This window comes from Bradyrhizobium vignae (assembly GCF_004114425.1).
Classification (GTDB): domain Bacteria; phylum Pseudomonadota; class Alphaproteobacteria; order Rhizobiales; family Xanthobacteraceae; genus Bradyrhizobium; species Bradyrhizobium vignae.
In genome coordinates, this window is record NZ_RDQF01000004.1 from 173,363 (window position 1) to 189,258 (window position 15,896).

17 protein-coding genes are annotated in these 15,896 nt (G+C 64.2%); 7 read left to right on the top strand and 10 right to left on the bottom strand.

Translation table 11 applies throughout. From position 1 onward, the window contains the following. Positions 1-108: 108 nt before the first annotated feature. The 5 genes from EAV90_RS05065 to EAV90_RS05085 all read right to left on the bottom strand — a co-directional run bounded on the left by EAV90_RS05065 (position 109) and on the right by EAV90_RS05085 (position 3,639). Positions 109-1,509 carry an aspartate ammonia-lyase gene (locus tag EAV90_RS05065; RefSeq protein WP_122405891.1) on the bottom strand — a complete coding sequence of 467 codons (1,401 nt, stop codon included), beginning with the start codon at positions 1,507-1,509 and terminating at the stop codon, positions 109-111. A 36-nt stretch (positions 1,510-1,545) separates the two neighbouring features. Then, positions 1,546-2,064: a hypothetical protein gene (locus tag EAV90_RS05070; protein ID WP_129142771.1), complete on the bottom strand. Its 519-nt coding sequence runs from the start codon at positions 2,062-2,064 to the stop codon at positions 1,546-1,548. Between the two features lie 46 nt (positions 2,065-2,110). Continuing rightward, positions 2,111-2,713, bottom strand: coding sequence for a YqaA family protein (locus EAV90_RS05075; protein ID WP_208738470.1), 603 nt, complete (start codon positions 2,711-2,713; stop codon positions 2,111-2,113). A gap of 45 nt (positions 2,714-2,758) precedes the next feature. Beyond that, on the bottom strand, positions 2,759-3,163 hold the full coding sequence (gene hisE / locus EAV90_RS05080) for a phosphoribosyl-ATP diphosphatase (protein ID WP_129142772.1): 405 nt from the start codon (positions 3,161-3,163) through the stop codon (positions 2,759-2,761). A 110-nt stretch (positions 3,164-3,273) separates the two neighbouring features. After that, positions 3,274-3,639, bottom strand: a complete 366-nt coding sequence (locus EAV90_RS05085) for a hypothetical protein (RefSeq protein ID WP_122405894.1) — start codon at positions 3,637-3,639, stop codon at positions 3,274-3,276. Between the two features lie 229 nt (positions 3,640-3,868). On the opposite strand from EAV90_RS05085, the gene EAV90_RS05090 reads away from it, so the two are divergent. The 6 genes from EAV90_RS05090 to EAV90_RS05115 all read left to right on the top strand — a co-directional run bounded on the left by EAV90_RS05090 (position 3,869) and on the right by EAV90_RS05115 (position 11,604). Continuing rightward, a complete protein-coding gene (locus EAV90_RS05090) occupies positions 3,869-4,918 on the top strand; it encodes an ABC transporter substrate-binding protein (RefSeq protein ID WP_164936785.1) in 1,050 nt (349 codons plus the stop codon). 85 nt (positions 4,919-5,003) lie between these two features. Next, positions 5,004-6,800: a glucan ABC transporter ATP-binding protein/ permease gene (locus EAV90_RS05095; protein ID WP_129142774.1), complete on the top strand. Its 1,797-nt coding sequence runs from the start codon at positions 5,004-5,006 to the stop codon at positions 6,798-6,800. A 289-nt stretch (positions 6,801-7,089) separates the two neighbouring features. Then, positions 7,090-8,562 carry a D-alanyl-D-alanine carboxypeptidase family protein gene (locus EAV90_RS05100; RefSeq protein ID WP_129142775.1) on the top strand — a complete coding sequence of 491 codons (1,473 nt, stop codon included), beginning with the start codon at positions 7,090-7,092 and terminating at the stop codon, positions 8,560-8,562. A gap of 193 nt (positions 8,563-8,755) precedes the next feature. After that, complete coding sequence (locus EAV90_RS05105; protein ID WP_129142776.1) at positions 8,756-10,438, top strand: long-chain fatty acid--CoA ligase; 1,683 nt, start codon at positions 8,756-8,758, stop codon at positions 10,436-10,438. A gap of 17 nt (positions 10,439-10,455) precedes the next feature. Continuing rightward, entirely contained in the window at positions 10,456-11,010 is a 555-nt protein-coding gene (locus EAV90_RS05110; protein WP_129142777.1) for a DUF924 family protein, read from the top strand. Positions 11,011-11,118: 108 nt separating this feature from the next. Then, positions 11,119-11,604 (top strand): peroxiredoxin, encoded by a 486-nt coding sequence (locus EAV90_RS05115; protein WP_122405900.1) that lies wholly within the window; start codon positions 11,119-11,121, stop codon positions 11,602-11,604. Between the two features lie 172 nt (positions 11,605-11,776). Here EAV90_RS05115 and rnhA read toward each other — a convergent pair whose 3' ends face one another. Genes rnhA through ispH form a run of 3 tightly spaced genes read right to left on the bottom strand, consistent with a single transcriptional unit; the run spans position 11,777 to position 14,196 of the window. Next, entirely contained in the window at positions 11,777-12,241 is a 465-nt protein-coding gene (gene rnhA, locus EAV90_RS05120; protein WP_122405901.1) for a ribonuclease HI, read from the bottom strand. Next, complete coding sequence (locus EAV90_RS05125; RefSeq protein ID WP_129142778.1) at positions 12,238-13,221, bottom strand: homoserine kinase; 984 nt, start codon at positions 13,219-13,221, stop codon at positions 12,238-12,240. The genes rnhA and EAV90_RS05125 overlap by 4 nt, the downstream gene beginning before the upstream one ends. A gap of 6 nt (positions 13,222-13,227) precedes the next feature. Continuing rightward, the gene (gene ispH, locus EAV90_RS05130) at positions 13,228-14,196 is read right to left on the bottom strand and encodes a 4-hydroxy-3-methylbut-2-enyl diphosphate reductase (RefSeq protein WP_129142779.1); all 969 of its coding nucleotides are present in this window, start codon (positions 14,194-14,196) and stop codon (positions 13,228-13,230) included. A gap of 265 nt (positions 14,197-14,461) precedes the next feature. Between ispH and EAV90_RS05135 the strand changes: the two genes are divergently transcribed. Then, positions 14,462-15,154, top strand: a complete 693-nt coding sequence (locus EAV90_RS05135) for a DUF1013 domain-containing protein (protein WP_164936786.1) — start codon at positions 14,462-14,464, stop codon at positions 15,152-15,154. A gap of 136 nt (positions 15,155-15,290) precedes the next feature. On the opposite strand, the gene EAV90_RS05140 is transcribed toward EAV90_RS05135, so the two are convergent. After that, entirely contained in the window at positions 15,291-15,497 is a 207-nt protein-coding gene (locus EAV90_RS05140; protein ID WP_027575415.1) for a DUF6494 family protein, read from the bottom strand. 24 nt (positions 15,498-15,521) lie between these two features. Beyond that, entirely contained in the window at positions 15,522-15,791 is a 270-nt protein-coding gene (locus tag EAV90_RS05145) for a hypothetical protein (RefSeq protein ID WP_122405905.1), read from the bottom strand. Positions 15,792-15,896 lie beyond the last annotated feature (105 nt).

Below are 15,896 nucleotides of genomic sequence, written 5' to 3' on the forward strand. Positions count from 1 at the left end.
TGCGAGCGCAGGGAAGCAATCCAGACTGTCTCCGCGGAGGGACGCTGGATTGCTTCGTCGCAAGAGCTCCTCGCAATTGTGCGAGGCGAGAGCTGCGGATGACAGCCCCTACCCAATCAAATCCGGGTTGATCAGCCGCTCGAACGAGAACATCTCGTCCCATTTCTCCTGCGTCAGCAGCTTGCGCTCGACCACGACGATCTGGTGCAGCGACTTGCCGCTCTTGTAGCCCTCGCGGGCGATCTCGGCGCATTGCTTGTAGCCGAGCAGCGGCTTCAGCACGGTGACGATGCCGAGCGAGTTCAGCACCATATTGCGGGTGTGCTCCTCGTTGGCGGTGATGCCGACGACGCAATTCTCGCGCAGGCTGTTGACCGCGCGCTCCATGGTGCGGATCGAGAAGAACAGCGCGAACGAGATCACCGGCTCCATCACGTTGAGCTGGAGCTGGCCCGCCGAGGCCGCCAGCGTCACCGTGGTGTCGAGGCCGATGACCAGGAAGCTGGTCTGGTTGACCACCTCCGGGATCACCGGATTGACCTTGCCGGGCATGATCGAGGAGCCCGGCTGCAGCTGCGGCAGGTTGATCTCGTTGAGGCCGGCGCGCGGGCCCGACGCGAGCAGGCGGATGTCGTTGCAGATCTTTGTCAGCTTGCTCGCCGTGCGCTTCAGGACGCCTGAGAGCTGCACATAGGCGCCGGTGTCGGAGGTCGCTTCGACGAGATCGCCGGCGAGCACGAAGTCGACGCCGGTGAGCGCGCCGAGGTGGCGAACGGCGAGCTTGGGATAGCCGACCGCGGCCGTGACCGAAGTGCCGATCGCGGTGGCACCGAGATTGATCTCGCGCAGCAGCGCGCGTGCCTCCGAGATGCGATCGACCTCCTCGCCGATCGTGGTGCCCCAACCGCGGAACTCGGCTCCCAGCGACATCGGTACCGCGTCCTGCAGATGGGTGCGACCCATCTTCAGCACGCGGTCGAACTCGCGCCCCTTGGCGAAGAAGGCCTCCTGGAGCTGGCGCAGCGCCGTCATGTAGCTCTCGAGCCGCAGGATCAGCGCCAGCCGGAAGGCGGTCGGATAGGTGTCGTTGGTCGACTGGCCGTAATTGACGTGATCGTTGGGGCTGACGTGCTGGTAGTCGCCCTTGGTGAAGCCCAGCGATTCCAGCGCGAGGTTGGCGATCACCTCGTTGGCGTTCATGTTGGTCGAGGTGCCGGCACCGCCCTGGATGAAGTCGGTGACGAACTGATCCATCATGTCGCCGGCGATGACGCGGTCGCAGCCGACGATGATGGCATCCGCGACCTTGGCGTCGATCGCGCCGAGATCACGATTGGCCATGGCGGCAGCCTTCTTGACGTAGCCAAGCGCCTTCACGAAGTAGGGCTCCTGGCTCATCGGAATACCGGTGATGTGGAAGTTCTCCTTACCCCGGATGGTCTGGACGCCGTAATAGATGTCGTCGGCGATCTCACGCTGTCCGAGGAAGTCGTGCTCCGTCCGGCTCATGGGCGCTCCTTGTTGCTTGTGCGCTGGGCCATCACGTCAATTCTGGCACAGCGCACTGGTCACGAAAGTATCGGTGCGGCAATCATCCGGCTTACGTTGCCTGCCCGGGATGAGAACCTTGGCCGAGCATTTCTCTGCGGAGTCGGCGTTGAGGCTCTTGCCTTCCTTGTAACCCTTGCCCTGGCAGAGCTGGTCGGCGGCCTGCTTGCAGTCGGGCGCGCCGTTGGACGAGACCGGGCAGACCACGCGCGCCGACACCATGGTCGAGGGCTTGGCCAGCCGCGACAGGTCGTTCATGGTCTCGCTCGGGCTTTTGATCGGCGGCAGAATCGAGGGCAGCTTGTCGAACAGCTTGCCCATTTCATTGATCAGCCCGGGATTTTCCTCGTGCGCCGGCGGCGCCGATGGAGCGGGTGTCGATCCCTGCTCCTGGAGGCCGAGCGCCGGCGGGGCGGATTGTGTCCACCCTGTCCCGCCGCCACCGAGCAGAAGCAGCATCGCTGCTGACGTCAGCGTCCCGAACCGCATGGCCGGATTGCCGGATCGAACCATCATGACGGCAACCGTAACCGAAGCCGGCGCGGCGGCAAAGCCGCTGGCGCTAGATCAGCTTGATGGCCACCACGAAGCCGAGCACCAGCACCGCGGCGCCGATCGCAACCCACAGGCCGAGATGCTTCTCGATCCGGACCCGGATCCAGTCGCCATAGCGGTTGAGCAGGATCGCCACGACGAAGAAGCGTCCGCCGCGCGCGACGATCGAGCACAGGACGAACAGGACGATGTTGTAACCGGCAAAGCCCGAGGTGATCGTGACGAGCTTGTAGGGGATCGGCGTCAGCCCCTTGAGCAGGATGATGATCGCACCCCATTCCGCATAGGAGGCGCGGAAGGCGTCGACCTTGTCGCCGAGGCCGTAGACCTGGATCAGCCATTGGCCGACCGAGTCGAACAGCAGCGCGCCGATGGCGTAGCCGACGATGCCGCCGACCACCGATGTGATGGTACAGACCATTGCATAGATCCAGGCGCGCTTTGGGCGCGCCAGCGACATCGGGATCAGCATCACGTCCGGCGGGACCGGAAAGAAGGAGCTTTCTGCAAAAGCCACGGCGCCCATGATCCAGAGCGCGTAGGGCTTGTGGGCGGCGTCGATGCACCAGTCGTAGATACGTTTCAGCATGGCGCCGCGATGAAGCACCATGAGACGGATTTGTCCATGCCGAGATTGAGGCGATTTTTGACGTTTCTAGTGGCGCTTGCGCCCGGCGCGGCCTTCGAGCGCGACAATTGGCCGCCGAGAGGCCATGCGCGGTGACGCGACTTTGGGCAGCTTCATCGGCGACTTCGGCAGCTTCTCGGCAATACCGAGCAAGTCTTCTCGCCGCGTCATTTCCCGCCAGACGTCCTCCGGACGTACTCCGGCCGAAGCCCACAGCACGGTGAGGTTGTAGAGCAGGTCGGCGCTTTCACGGATCACGGCCTCACTATCGCCATTGACCGCATCGATGACGACTTCAATGGCCTCTTCGGCCAGCTTCTTCGCCATTTTGGAGGGCCCACGCTGAAACAGCCGGGCCGTCCGCGATGTTGCCGGATCGAGATCCCTGGCCGCGAGCACAGCCAGATATAGCCGCTCAAGCGAATCACTCATGGTACTCAAAACTACTCTAAACAAATGGCGGGCGTGTTAACGCGCGGCAATAAAAGCAGAAAACAGGCCGGCGCGGCAAGCGCGACGGCCTGTCATGGTCACCCTTCGGGCTAGTAGCAGTTCTGATAGTAGCCCTGGCCGCAGAACTCGGACGGTGCCGTACCGCCATAGCGCTGATACGGGAAGTTCGGGCCTGGACCATAATACGGCCCATAGGCAGGGGCGCTGTAATAGACGGGACCGCCGTAATAGCCATAGCCGGGACCGTAGTCATAGGCGTAGGCGTCACGGCTTGCGGCGATGGCAAGACCGGTGCCGATGGCGGCGAAAGCCGCGGCAGCAGCCGCGCCACCGCCACCATGCCAGTGGCGGCCGCCCGCATATGACGCAGTCGGGGCGATTGTGGTCAGCGCCAGCACCGCGGCCGTGGCAAGAACGGCCTTTCGGCCCGCAAACTTGGAGAATCGCTCGAACATGTCTTGGGCCCTCCTTTGGGACCTGGAATGGACGCCTGCGGACAGGCTCATGCCTCTCAAACCCGCAGTACCTAAGTTGGGTTCCCCAACCCCAACACGAGCTGAACGGGGTTGCGTAATCGTGACGCAACCGCCGCTCATCCGCCGTTCATGTTGGCGCGCGCACGCTTGCCGCGGGCCGGCGCTGCAAGCGTCACGAAACCACAACAATGCGGGACCGGCGCAATCGATGTCAGGACTCAAGACGATCGCCCTTCACGGCCTGCTGGCCCTTGCAATCTCGTTCGCAGCATTGATTGCGTGCGAGGCCACGGGGGCCGAGAGCGGCGTCCCCTCCACAGCGATCCACTTCACCTTCGACCGTCCCATCGATGCGAGCATGGCGCCGTTCTTCCTTGCGGCGAAGGACGGCGGCTTCGGCGCCGAGCGTCTCAACGTGTCCTTCAACAGTGCGAGCGGATCGCCGGAGGCGCTCGCACGCGTCGCCAAGGGCGACAGCGAGCTTGCGCTCGTCGACATCAACGAGCTGATCCGCTTCCGTGACAAGGACGACGTGGCGCCGGTCAAGGCGGTGTTCGTGCTGTTCAACCGCGCTCCCTATGCGATCGTCGCGCGCAGGAGCCGCGGCATCCACCTCCTGCCCGATCTCGACGGCAAGACCGTCGGCGTTGCCGACAACGATCTGTCGATGCGGCTATGGCCGGCCCTGGCGCAGCAGAACGGCATCAAGACATCACGCGTCAAATTCCACAAGATCGGCGCGGCGGTACGCGAGCCGATCCTGTCCGCGGGCCAAGTTGATGCGGTCGCCGGCTTCAGCTTTCTCTCGGCGGTGAATCTGCGCGACCGCGGCGTGCCCGGAGCCGATCTCGTCGTGCTGCGATATGCGGATTATGGCTGCGAAGCCTATGGCTTTGCCGTGGTGGTCAATCCGGCCTTCGCCACAGCAAAGCCGGACGCCGTGAAGGGCTTCGTTCGCGCGTTGATCGCGGGCATCAATGCCACCGTCAGGGAGCCGGGGCGTGCGGCGGAGGAGGCGGCGAGCCGCATCGAAGACGGCGACCGCAACCTCGAGCTGGAGCGCCTGCGCACCGTCCTCGCCGACAACATCCTGACCGATGAGGTCAAGCGCAACGGCCTCGGCGGCGTCGAGCCCGCGCGCCTGGAGCGCTCGATCGACCAGATCGCGCAGGACTTCAAATTCCGCAAGCGGCCGATGGCGCGCGACGTCTTCGACGACCAGTTCCTGCCGGCGGTGGCGGAGCGGCTGATCAATTGAGAAAAACTGACGGCTTCCGCTATATCTCACGCGCGATCCCTGGTTAGAATACGGGCTCCGTTATCCGCTCGAGTTCGTCGTCCGCATGTCCATGCTCCGTCTCTACACCCGCGTTCTCGAGCTGCTCGGCAAGGAGGCGCGGCTGGGCTGGCTGCTCGCGGTCGCCAATCTCCTGCTCGCGGGCTCGCAATTCGCCGAGCCTGTGCTGTTCGGCCGTATCGTCGACGTGCTCTCGGGCAAGACGGTGGCCGGATCGAACTCGGCCTGGTCATTCCTGGCCGCCTGGGTCGCGTTCGGGCTCTTCACCATCGCGTGCAGCGCGCTCGTGGCCTTGCAGGCCGACCGGCTCTCGCACCGCCAGCGCCAGGCGGTGCTGACCGACTATTTCGAGCACATTCTGCAACTGCCGTTGACCTTCCACTCCGGTACCCATTCGGGCCGGCTGATGAAGGTGATGCTCAACGGCACGGATGCGCTGTGGCGGCTATGGCTCGGCTTCTTCCGCGAGCACTTTGCCGCGATCCTTTCGGTCGTGGTGCTGCTGCCACTGTCGCTGTACCTGAACTGGCGGCTCGCGATCCTGCTGTTCGTGCTCTGCATCGTCTTCACCGCACTGACGACCTTCGTGGTGCGCAAGACCTTCGGCATGCAGATGGAGGTCGAGGAGCATTACAGCGAGCTCTCCGCGCGCGCCTCCGACGCGCTCGGCAACGTCGCGTTGGTGCAGAGCTTCGTCCGCGTCGAATCCGAGGTCAAAGGGCTGCGCTCCGTCGCCGACGAGTTGCTGGCCGCGCAGATGCCGGTGCTGTCCTGGTGGGCGCTCGTCACCGTCATCACGCGCGCCTCCACCACCATCACCGTGCTCGCTATCTTCACCCTCGGCATCGCGCTGCACGACCAGGGGCTCACCTCGGTCGGCGAGATCGTGATGTTCGTGAGCTTTGCGACACTTTTGATCCAAAAGCTCGAGCAGGTCGTGAGCTTCATCAACAACGTGTTCATGGAAGCCCCGCGCCTGCGCGAGTTCTTCAATGTGCTCGACGCCGTGCCCGCGGTCCACGACAGGCCCGACGCGATCGATGCCGGCAGGTTGTCCGGCCTCGTCGAGTTCCACGACGTCACCTTCTCCTATGACGGCAAGCGCCCTGCGGTCGAGGACCTCTCCTTCACCGCACTGCCCGGTCAGACCATCGCACTGGTCGGCCCGACCGGTGCCGGCAAGTCGACGGCGATTGCGCTCTTGCATCGCGCTTTCGATCCACAATCCGGGGTTATCAAGATCGACGGCATGGACGTGCGCGGCGTCACGCTGACCTCGCTGCGGCGGAATATCGGCGTGGTGTTCCAGGAAGCGCTGCTGTTCAACCGCTCGATTGCGGAGAACTTGCAGGTCGGCAAGCCCGACGCGACCGAGGCCGAGATGCGCGAAGCTGCCGAGCGCGCGCAGGCGCTCGAATTCATCGAGCGCAGCGGTGGCTTCGAGATCAATGCCGGCGAGCGCGGCCGCATGCTGTCCGGTGGCGAGCGCCAGCGCCTGTCCATCGCCCGCGCGCTGCTGAAAGATCCGCCGATCCTGATCCTGGACGAAGCGACCAGCGCGCTCGACGCCGTCACCGAGGCCAAGGTGAATGCCGCTCTCGACGAAGTGATGAAGGGCCGCACCACTTTCGTGATCGCCCATCGCCTCTCCACCATTCGCAACGCCACGCGGATCCTGGTGTTCGAGAACGGCCGGGTGATCGAAAGCGGAACTTTCGATGAACTCGTGGCGAAAGGCGGCCATTTCGCGGAGCTCGCCAGGGCCCAGTTCATGGTCCAGGAGAACGCACGGGCCAGCGTGACGGCGGCCGAGGCTGCCGCGACGGCCGCCAAATCCCCCTAGCGCGATGCGATCAGGATCAATCGTCATCGCGCTTTAGGTTATTGTTTGAGCATGATCTTTTCGGAAAACCGCTGCACGCTTTTTCCGGATCATGCTCCAGCAAGTCCCCACAGCATCGTCGAAATTCGGCCCATTTCATTGCGGAATACCGTGCCCATCCCCCTATTATCGACGCACCAGCCGGTATAGGTTTGCCACGCCGCAAGCGGCGGCGCCGGATTTCAGAATCGACAATCAGATCACGAGAGCCGTCCGTATCAGGCGGATCTCCAAGGACCGGAATCGGATAGTGCACGCCCTTCGCCCGCTGCTTCGCAAATTTCTGTTCAAACTGTTCGCTGCGACGCTCGCATGTGCCGCAGTGCTCGCGCCGCGCGCGGCGAGCGCAGAAGCGCTGCTGCTGATCGAGGCCGACAGCGGCAAGGTCCTACAGGCCGACAACGCGACCGTTCCGTGGTACCCGGCCTCCGTCACCAAGATCATGACCGCCTATGTCGCCCTGAAGGCGGTCAAGGACGGCAGGCTGACGCTCGACACGCTGCTCACGGTCTCGCCGACCGCGGCCTCGCAATCGCCCTCGAAGATGGGATTTCGCCCGGGAACACAGGTCACCGTCGACAACGCGCTGAAGATGATGATGGTCAAGTCGGCGAACGACATGGCCGTGGTGCTCGCCGAAGGCGTCGGCGGCTCGATCGACGGCTTCTCCGCGATGATGAACGACACCGCAAAGAAGCTCGGCATGACGCAGACGAGCTACGTCAATCCGAACGGCCTGCCCGCCGACGGCCAGATCACGTCGGCGCGTGACCTCGGCATTTTGGCGCGCTCGTTCCTGCGCGACCTGCCGGAATACGAATATTTCGTGCACATCCCGGCGATCCGCTTCGGCAAGCGCGTCACCGGCAATTTCAACAAGCTGATCGGCCGCTATCCCGGCGCCGACGGTTTCAAGACCGGCTTCATCTGTGCCTCCGGCTACAACCTCGTCGCCTCGGCCACGCGCAACGGCCGCAGGCTAATTGCGGTGGTGCTGGGTGCCAATTCCGGCACGGCGCGCGCGGTGAAGGCCGCGCAGCTGCTCGAGCGCGGCTTCGCTCAAGACAACCTCACCTGGCTGCGCCCTTCGCTCGGCACCGTCGAAAATCTCGTGCCGGTCGACGCCACTCCGCCGAATCTGCGCGACGAGATGTGCGGCGGCCATCGCAAGCGGCCGGCCACCGACGACGACGATGCGCTGATTGCGGCCGGTGGCGGGACGACCGGATCGGCCTCCGCCACCGGCGGCGAGGCCCAGGTCACCTTCTTCACGGCGGGCCTGCAGCCGCCGCTGATGAAGGCTTCCGAGCTGATGGCCTCGGCCCCCGCGGCGGTCGAACCCGTGCTGGTCTATACCGGCCCGACCCGCACCGGCACCGCGCTGATCGCGGCGGTCGCGGCCGACGCCGACCAGCAGACCGCGTCCAAGCCACGTGGCAAGAAGTCGCGCGTCGCCAAGAAGCCCGACGCGGCCGACAAGCCGACGGACAAGCCCAAGGACACCAAGACGGCGGCGGCGAAACCGAACGCCAAGCAGGCCGACGGCAAGAGCGACGGTAGGACCGCGGCCAAGCCGGCCCCCACCAAGCCGGCCGGAGCCAAGCATGCTGCGGCCAAACCTGCCGAGAAGCCTGCGGCAAGCGGCGATCAGGCGGCGAAGCCTGCCAAGCCCAAGGCTACAACGAAGCCCGCCGCTGCCGCCAAGCCGGCGAACAACAGTTAACGTCCCCTGGGCATTTGCACGGTAGCCCGCGCTTCGCACCTGCGGCAGCGCGGTTTGCGACGATTCCAGTAGCTGCGACCCGACCTTTGCCCTAAGCCACGACGGCTTGCCACCCGTTCCGGCAAGCTGGATACTGGCGGCAATGCGGCAAGCCCGAGACACAACGGGCCCTGATCAATGAGGGGAGTCTTCCATGGAGCGCATCTGGCTCAAGCAATATCCGCCCGGCGTGCCCGCCGATATCGAGCCGACGCAATACACATCGCTGGTCGACCTGCTGGAGGAGAGCTTCACCAAGTTCGCCGACCGCAAGGCGTTCATCTGCATGGATAAGTCGATCAGCTATCGCGACCTCGACCAAATGTCGATCGCGCTCGCCGCCTACCTGCAGGGCCGCGGACTGCAACGCGGCGCCCGTGTTGCCATCATGATGCCGAACGTGCTGCAATATCCGGTCGCGACCGCCGCCGTGCTGCGCGCCGGTTTCGCCGTGGTGAACGTCAATCCGCTCTATACCCCGCGCGAGCTCGAGCATCAGCTCGAGGATTCCGGCGCCGAAGCGATCATCGTGCTGGAGAACTTCGCTCACACGGTCGAGCAAGTGATCGCCAAGACGCAGGTCAAGCACGTCATCGTCGCCAGCATGGGCGACTTGCTGGGCTTCAAGGGCGTGATCGTCAATCTCGTCGTCCGCCGGGTCAAGAAGATGGTACCAGCCTGGTCGCTACCGGGGGCGGTGGCCTTCAACGACGCGCTGTCGGCCGGACGCGGCATGACCTTCAACAAACCCAAGCTGTCGCCCGGCGACGTCGCCTTCCTGCAATATACCGGCGGCACCACCGGCGTCTCCAAGGGCGCCACGCTGCTCCATCGCAACATCGTCGCCAACGTCCTGCAGAACGACGCCTGGCTCCAGCCGGCGCTCGCCGCGCCGCCGCATGTCGACCAGCTCATGATCGTCTGCGCGCTGCCACTCTATCACATCTTCGCGCTGACGGCCTGCTACCTGTTGGCGGTGCGCGCCGGCGGCTGCAATCTCCTGATCCCGAACCCGCGCGACATTCCCGGCTTCATCAAGGAATTGGCGAAATACCAGGTCAACAGCTTCCCGGCCGTGAACACGCTCTACAACGGGTTGATGCACCATCCCGATTTCAAGAAGCTCGACTTCTCCAAGCTGAAGATCTCCAACGGCGGCGGCATGGCGGTGCAGCGCACCGTCGCCGATCAGTGGAAGGCGATCACCGGCTGCTTCATTGCCGAAGGTTACGGCCTGTCGGAGACCTCGCCGACGCTGACCTGCAATCCGGCGACGGCAACGGAGTTCACGGGTACGATCGGCATTCCCGTGCCTTCGACCTGGATCTCGATCCGCGACGACGACGGCAACGAAGTCTCGCTCGGCCAACCCGGCGAGATCTGCGCCAAGGGCCCGCAGGTCATGTCCGGCTACTGGAACAGGCCGGAAGAAACCGCCAAGGTGATGACCGCCGACGGATATTTCCGCACCGGCGATATCGGCGTGATGGACGAGAAGGGCTACACCAAGATCGTCGACCGCAAGAAGGACATGATCCTGGTCTCCGGCTTCAACGTCTATCCCAACGAGATCGAGGAAGTGATCGCGAGCCATCCGGGCGTACTGGAATGCGCCGTGATCGGCATCCCCGATTCCAAGTCGGGCGAAGCGGTGAAGGCCTTCGTGGTGAAGAAGGACCCGAACCTCACCGCGGAAGCCGTGATCAAGTTCTGTCACGAGCAGCTCACCGGCTACAAGGTGCCCAAGCACATCGAATTCCGCAACGACCTGCCGAAGACCAATGTCGGCAAGATCCTGCGCCGACAGCTTCGCGACGAGAAGGCGGAAGCGGCGTAAGGCGACGCCTCTGGCCGATGACTGAGGTTGGCGACATCGAGCCATCAAGCATTCTCGCCTTCTGGCGCGAGGGCGGCCGCGAGCGCTGGTATAAGCGCGACGATGCTTTCGATGCCGAGATCAGGCGCCGCTTTCTCGCCCTGTGGCAGAAGGCGGTCGCCGGTGAACTCGGAGCATGGGAGACAACGGACGAGGGCGCGCTGGCGCTCGTCATCGTGCTCGACCAGTTTCCCCGCAACATGTTCCGCGGCACGCCACAAACCTTTGCCAGTGACGCGCAGGCACGCGACGTCGCCCGCCGCGCCATCGGTCGAGGCGTCGACCGCAGGCTCGATCCCATGCTGCTCGAATTCCTCTATTTGCCCTTCATGCATTCCGAGCACCTGGCTGACCAGCTGCACTGCGTCGCGCTGTTTCAAAACACCGACAATGCCGAGAACCTGAAATACGCTCGCGAGCACGCCGACATCATCCGGCGGTTCGGCCGCTTTCCCCACCGCAACCGCCTCCTCGGTCGCGACACGACGGAGGAAGAGCAGGCCTTCCTCGATCATGGTGGATTTTCCGGCTGATGACATCATGGTGAACGGCCGCCGCCTTCGCCGCTTCCGCCGCCGGCAATATTGTGCAGGTCCGCCGCCCGGTCTAAAAAGCGGGACCGATTTTCAGGGAGACTGACGATGGCGATCCAGATTGGCGACAAGCTGCCCGAGGCGAAATTCCGCGTGATGACGGCGGAAGGCCCGCAGGTGAAGAGCACCGACGATATCTTTAAGGGCAAGAAGGTGGCGCTGTTCGCGGTGCCCGGCGCCTACACCGGCACCTGCCACAAGATGCATCTGCCGAGCATCTTCCTCAACGCCTATGCCATGAAGGACAAAGGGGTCGACACCATCGCCATCGTCTCGGTCAACGATGCCTTCGTGATGAACGCCTGGAAGCGCGACACCGACCAGCGCGATGAGGCCGTCTTCCTGGCCGATGGCAATGCCGACTTCACCAAGGCGATCGGCATGGAGCTGGATGCCTCCGCCAACGGTCTGGGCATTCGCTCCAAGCGCTATTCGATGCTGGTCGAGGATGGCGTGGTGAAGAAGCTGAACCTCGAAGCGATGCCCGGCAAGGTCGAGGTCTCCGGCGGGGATACGCTGCTCGGGCAGCTCTGAGCCATACGCGCAGTTCTTAGCCGCAAATGACACTGTCATTCCCCGGTCAAGCTAGGCTTGACCGGGGCATCCAGTACCGTGAGACCTCTCGGCTGAATCACAACTGCCTCTGGGATACTGGATCGCCCGCCTCGCGGGCGATGACAGTTGAGAATGAGGCAACGACGGTGCGCTACTCCCTCACTCTCTGCTGCAAGCGCGCCATCGCGACGCCGTCGCGCGCCAGCTGATCGGCGCGTTCGTTCTCGGGGTGACCGGCGTGGCCCCTGACCCAGTGCCAGCGGACCTCGTGCTGCTTCAGCGCGGCATCGAGACGCTGCCATAGCTCGACATTCTTCACCGGCTTCTTGTCGGCGGTGCGCCAGCCGTTGCGCTTCCAGCCGAAGATCCAGCCGGTGATGCCCTGCCGGACATACTGGCTGTCGGTGTAGAGATCGACCTTGCACGGCTTCTTCAGCGCCTCGAGCGCGGAGATCGCCGCCATCAGCTCCATCTGGTTGTTGGTGGTGTGTGGCTGGCCGCCGTTCAGCTCCTTTTCCTTGTCGCCGAACTTCAGGATCGCGCCCCAGCCGCCCGGCCCTGGATTTCCCGAGCAGGCACCATCGGTATAGATCGTGACATTGGGAAGCTCGCTCACGCCACCAGCCCCGACGGCGTCAGCCCATAGTCGCGCGCGCTCGTCACGCTTTGGTGGAAGCGCAGCTTGCGAACATATTCCAATGGATCCTTCGGCTTGACCAGCGCGCCCGGCGGCACGTTGAGCCAGTCGACCAGCCGCGTCAGCAGGAAGCGGATCGCAGCACCGCGCGCCAGCAGCGGCAGCGCCGCCTCTTCCGCCTCTGTGAGCTTTCGCACGCGGCCATAGGCGTTGAGGAAGGCGCGCGCCTTGGTGACGTTGAAGGAGTGATCCGGCTCGAAGCACCAGGCGTTGAGGCAGATCGCGACGTCATAGGCCAGCATGTCGTTGCAGGCGAAGGTGAAGTCGATGATCCCCGAGAGCTTGTCGCCGAGAAAGAAGACGTTGTCGTTGAAGAGGTCGGCGTGGATCACGCCCTCGGGCAGGTTGGTCGGCCAGATGCCGCTGGAGAGATGATCGAGCTCGGCGGCGAGGAATGCGCGCAGGCCCGGCTGCACCTCGTCGGCCCGGCCCGATGCCGCGTCGAACAGCGGCCGCCAGCCCGAGACCGACAGCGCATTGGCACGCCGGACCGCGAAATTGGCGCCGGCAAGATGCATCCGGGCCAACCCCTCGCCGACGCCGGCGCAATGGGTCGCGTTCGGCTTGCGCGGCCAGACGCCCTCGAGAAAGGTGATGATCGCGGCGGGGCGGCCCGACAGCTCGCGCAGCGCCTCGCCGTCGCGTCCCTTCACCGGCAACGGGCAATTGACGCCGTGCTCGGCGAGATGCGTCATCAGCGCAAGGAAGAACGGCAAATCGTTCTTCGCCACGCGCTTCTCGTAGAGCGTGAGGATGAACGACCCCTGGCTGGTGTGCAGCAGGAAGTTGGAGTTTTCGACGCCCTCGGCGATGCCCTTGTAGGAGAGCAATTCGCCGAGATCGTATTGCTTCAGGAAATCCGCAAGCTCGTCGGCGGCGACGTCGGTATAGACCGCCATAAAAGTCTACTCGGCGGCAGCTTCAGGGCGCACCTGACGCGGCAGCGGGAAGAACTCGTTCTCTTCCGCGGCCGAGACCGTCTCCACATGCAGCGTGTAGCGCTCGGCGAAGGCGTCCATGATCTCCTCGACGATCACTTCCGGCGCGGAGGCGCCCGCGGTGATGCCGAGGCTGGCGATGTTGCCGAACTTGCCCCAATCGATGTCGGTGGCACGCTGCGCCAGCACCGCGATCTTGCAGCCCTCGCGCTCGGCGACCTCGCGCAGACGCTGCGAGTTCGACGAATTGGGGGCACCGACTACGATGAGCGCGTCCACCACCGGCGCCACCTTCTTGACCGCGAGCTGGCGGTTGGTGGTGGCGTAGCAGATGTCTTCCTTGTGCGGCCCGTTGATGTTCGGGAAGCGCTCCTTGAGCAGCGCCACGATCTCCGCGGTATCGTCGATCGACAGCGTGGTCTGGGTCACGAAGGCGAGATTGTCGGGGTCCTTCGGCGTGATGGTCTTGGCGTCCTCGGCGGTCTCGATCAGGGTCACGGCGCCAGGCGGAAGCTGGCCGAGCGTGCCGACCACCTCGGGATGGTGGGAATGGCCGATCAGGAAGATCTCGCGGCCGCGCTTGAAGTGGATCGCAGCCTCGCGGTGCACCTTGGTCACCAACGGGCAGGTCGCATCCAGCGAGAACAGATTGCGGGACTGGGCATCGGCCGGAACCGACTTCGGCACGCCGTGGGCCGAGAACACCACCGGAGCGGTGGTATTTTCCGGGATCTCCGCGAGCTCCTCGACGAAGATGGCGCCCTTCTTCTTCAACCCATCGACGACGTACTTGTTGTGCACAATCTCATGGCGAACATAGACGGGGGCGCCGTACTTATCGAGTGCCCGTTCCACGGTGTCGATCGCCCGGACCACCCCGGCACAGAAACCACGGGGAGAACAAAGCACGATCTTGAGGTCTGGTTTGGCTGACATTGAGCGATCTCGGGACCGAATCACCCGTTTCGCCTTCTGGCGGGGGGCGGTCGATGGATGGAATAGGGCTTAAAGCTGTCGGCTTGAACCTTACAGCAGTTCAAAGGGAATTGGGCCCCCTTTCAGGCGGTGTCAAGGCACTATCTATAGCAGAACCATTGCATGGCTACCCCCTCCGGGCTTATATAGCGCGAATTCCCTGTCATCGCTGATGACCACCGGTTTCGCCTCCAGAGGGGTGGGCGAAGCACAAAGGAGATTTGCCATGAGCAACGCACCTCTGATGCCCAAGGCGACCGCCGTCTGGCTGCTCGACAACACCGCGCTGACCTTCGACCAGGTCGCCGATTTCACCAAAATGCACCCCCTCGAGGTGCGCGCCATCGCCGACGGCGACGCCGCCCAGGGCATCAAGGGCATGGATCCCCTCTCCAACGGCCAGCTGACCCGCGAGGAGATCGAGAAGGGCGAGAACAACCCGGATTACCGGCTCCGCCTCCAGGAGAGCAAGGTGGTGCTGCCGCCCCAGCCCAAGCGCAAGGGACCGCGTTACACCCCGGTCTCGCGTCGCCACGAGCGTCCAAGCGCGATCCTCTGGCTGCTGCGCAACCATCCGGAGCTCAAGGACGCCCAGATCATGCGCCTGGTCGGCACCACCAAGAGCACGATCGCCAGCGTACGCGATCGTACCCACTGGAACACCTCGTCCCTGACCCCGATCGACCCCGTCACCCTCGGCCTCTGCTCGCAGATCGAGCTCGATTTCGAGGTACAGCGAGCCGCCAAGGAAAAGCCGATCGACGCAACCTATGGCGGTGCGACCCTGCTGCCGGCCTCCGAGACCACCCGCAAGGACGAGTACGAGCCCGCGGAGAAATCCAGCGACGATCTCAACGTCGACGCCGTGTTCGCCAAGCTGAAGACGCTCGGCGGAAAGAAGCAGGAGGAAGAGGAGTAACTCTCCTCTGTCGGTTCGCTTTCGAATCCGGTTTGAACACGGCGGGCCGACCCGCCGCGTTTTTATTTGGGCTTGCGATCTAGATCGCGCCGATTGTCGGCGCGGGAGTCGTATGTGCGGCTCGCCGAACGGCGGATCACCCCAGCTCGATTGTGTCGTTGATCTCGTGGACGAGTCCGACGTTGTCGATCGTCAGCACCATCTTCGCGTTGAGTTTCTCGTGGCCCTTGATCCGGCCCGCCGCGATCGCGTCGCGCACGGCCTTCTCGATCTCGCGCTGCGAGGTGACACCGACTTGCTTCAGGAATTTACGCAGGCTGGTGTTGAACTGGTCTTCGTTCATGACGGCCTCGTAGGCTGGGGCGGCTCACGGCCGCTCGGGATGATTCAGCATGTACTCGCCGAGGTCGCGCTGGCGGCGGTCGGCGCGGGCGATGGCGGCATTGCGCTGGACGTCGCGGTCCTTGCGGCAGGCCACGTATTCCGGCGAGCCCTGGGCATAGCCCCGGCCCTGACAGACCGCGTCGTCGTCGTCGCCGCCCATCGCCACCGGCGTCTGGTAGCGTGCCGAGCAGGCGGAGAGAGCGATGGCGAGCAGCATAGCTGCAAGCAGGCGCGGCACGGTGGCAAGTGGCATACGAGGTCCCCTGTTGGCCGGCCCTGTTTAGCGCGGAATGCGGAGAATGTAAGTCCTTGGCCGCCGTTCCTCACGCGCTGTCATTCCCCGCGAAAGCGGGGAATC